This is a genomic window from Macromonas nakdongensis, from assembly GCF_002837145.1.
In the GTDB taxonomy this organism is placed as follows: domain Bacteria; phylum Pseudomonadota; class Gammaproteobacteria; order Burkholderiales; family Burkholderiaceae_C; genus Macromonas_B; species Macromonas_B nakdongensis.
Map to the genome: position 1 here is coordinate 1 of NZ_NWMV01000173.1, position 1,926 is coordinate 1,926.

Here is a 1,926-nt window from a genome sequence, read left to right on the forward strand (position 1 = left end):
GCCAGTTCGGCGGTGTCCACCAGCCGGGCGGCTTCCGGGGCGGGGCAGGCCAGCACCACCCGGTCTGCCGCGTGCGCGGCGCCGTCCAGCAGCACGCGCCAGCCAGAGGGGCCGCGGTGCAGCGCCGTGACGCGTTGGCCGGTCCGCAACACGGCCCCGCGGGCTGCCAGCCACGGCACGGCGGCTTCGGGGAAGAGCTGGCCCAGGTCGCTGCGGGGCAGCAGCAGGTCGCTGGCGCGCCACGGCCCCCATCCTGGGCCCAGCAGCGCATCGCGCAGGACCCGCAGGAACACCGCCGCGCTGGCGTCCGCCATCGGGGTGTTGAGCGCCGCCACACACAGTGGGTCGATCAGGTCGGCCCGCACCCGGACGGACAAGCCCTGGCACAGGGCGTGTACGGTGGTGTCCGGGTCGCAGGCAAAACCCTGGCGCTGCCAGCGCAGGCTGTGGTGCAGGAAACCCAGTTTGTCGCGCCCGCCCCAGCCCTGGGCCAGGGCGGTGGCGGCCAGCACGTCCAGCGGGGCCGGCCAGCGCCGTGCCCAGGGGGGCACCGCCAGGCCGCTGCCGTCGGCGAAGCGCAGGTTCAGGGGGGTGGCGCACAGGTGCTCGGCCGGGCGCAGGCCGACGCGTTCCATCAGCGCCAGGGTTTCGGTGTAGGCACCGATCAGGATATGCTGGCCGTTGTCCAGCGTCAGCTGTGGCCGGCCTTCCGGGTTGGGCAGCTGGTCGGGCCAGGGCAGGGGCAGCGACCGGGCCCGGCCGCCCCAGTGCCGGGCGGCTTCGAACACGGTCACCGCGTGGCCCTGCGCCTGGGCCTCGACGGCGGCGGCCAGTCCGGCCCAGCCGCCGCCCACAATGGCGACCCGCATCACAGGCGGCCCAGGGCCTGCACCTTCCAGGCCAGCCAGAGCTTGCGCAGGGGCGTGAGGCCGATGCGCTGCGTCAGCACCGCGTGCGGGTCGGCGGCGATTTCGCGCAGCAGGGTGCGGTAGATGCTGGCCATCATCAGACCCGGTTTTTGGGCGCGCCGGTCGCTGGCGGGCAGCAGGGCGAGGGCGTCGTCGTAAGTGGCCAGGGCGCGGTCGATCTGGAAACGCATGAGCGCCCCGAAGCGTTCCGGGAAGCTGGCGTCGCTGGCGCTGCCACGTTTGAGGAGTTCGTGGGCTTTCACATCGAAGCGCTGCAGCTCGTTCACCGGCAGGTAGATGCGGCCGCGCACCGCGTCTTCGCCCACATCGCGCACGATGTTGGTCAGCTGGAAGGCCAGCCCCAGCCGGTGGGCGTAGGCGGTGGTCTGGGCCTCGGTCTGGCCGAAGATGCGGGCGGCGACTTCACCCACCACCCCGGCGACGAGGTGGCAATAGCGTTGCAGGTTGGCGTAGTCCAGGTAGCGCGACTGCTCCAGGTCCATCTGGCAGCCGTCGATCACCTGCAGCAGGTGCTCGGGCCGGAGGCCGTAAGTGGATGTGTGCGCCTGCAGGGCTTGCAGCGCCGGGTGATCTGGCCGGCCCGTGCCGAAGGTTTGCGCCACCTGTTGCCGCCACCAGTGCAGCTTGGTTTGTGCCACCCCAGGGTCGCTCACTTCGTCGACCACGTCGTCGATTTCGCGGCAGAAGGCGTAGAACGCGGTGATGGCCGCACGCCGCTCCGGGGGCAGAAACAGGAAGGCGTAGTAGAAACTGCTGCCCGAGGCCGCGGCTTTCTGCTGGACGTAGTCTTGGGGCGTCATGGGGTGCGAGTGTAGGCGCTGCCGGGACGCATCCACAGCGCGCGCCAGGCCATCACCGCCAGGTCGGGGGCGCCCAGGCGGGGGCGGGTTTCCCAGGTGCGCCAGCCCAGCGCCTCGATGCGGTCGAGCACGCGCAAGCCCCCTTGCACCACCAGCCGCAGCTCCCAGCCGGTGCGGCCGGGCAGCCGCAGCGCGAG

General features: G+C 72.3%; 2 protein-coding genes and 1 pseudogene. All 3 read right to left on the reverse strand.

Features of this window, described 5'->3' with window-relative positions; translation table 11 throughout:
- Window positions 1-869 (reverse strand): FAD-dependent oxidoreductase (locus CON77_RS14950; RefSeq protein WP_232788565.1); only part of this gene is annotated, 869 nt, incomplete at its 3' end.
- Entirely contained in the window at window positions 869-1,729 is an 861-nt protein-coding gene (gene hpnD / locus CON77_RS14955; protein WP_101050400.1) for a presqualene diphosphate synthase HpnD, read from the reverse strand. The genes hpnD and CON77_RS14950, both read right to left, overlap by 1 nt.
- A pseudogene (locus tag CON77_RS14960) lies at window positions 1,726-1,926 on the reverse strand (hypothetical protein); the annotation flags it as partial. The pseudogene CON77_RS14960 and the gene hpnD, both read right to left, overlap by 4 nt.

Excerpts from the sequence above, each read along its gene's own strand:
- hpnD (WP_101050400.1), bottom strand. The coding sequence starts at position 1,729 with ATGACGCCCCAAGACTACGTCCAGCAGAAAGCCGCGGCCTCGGGCAGC.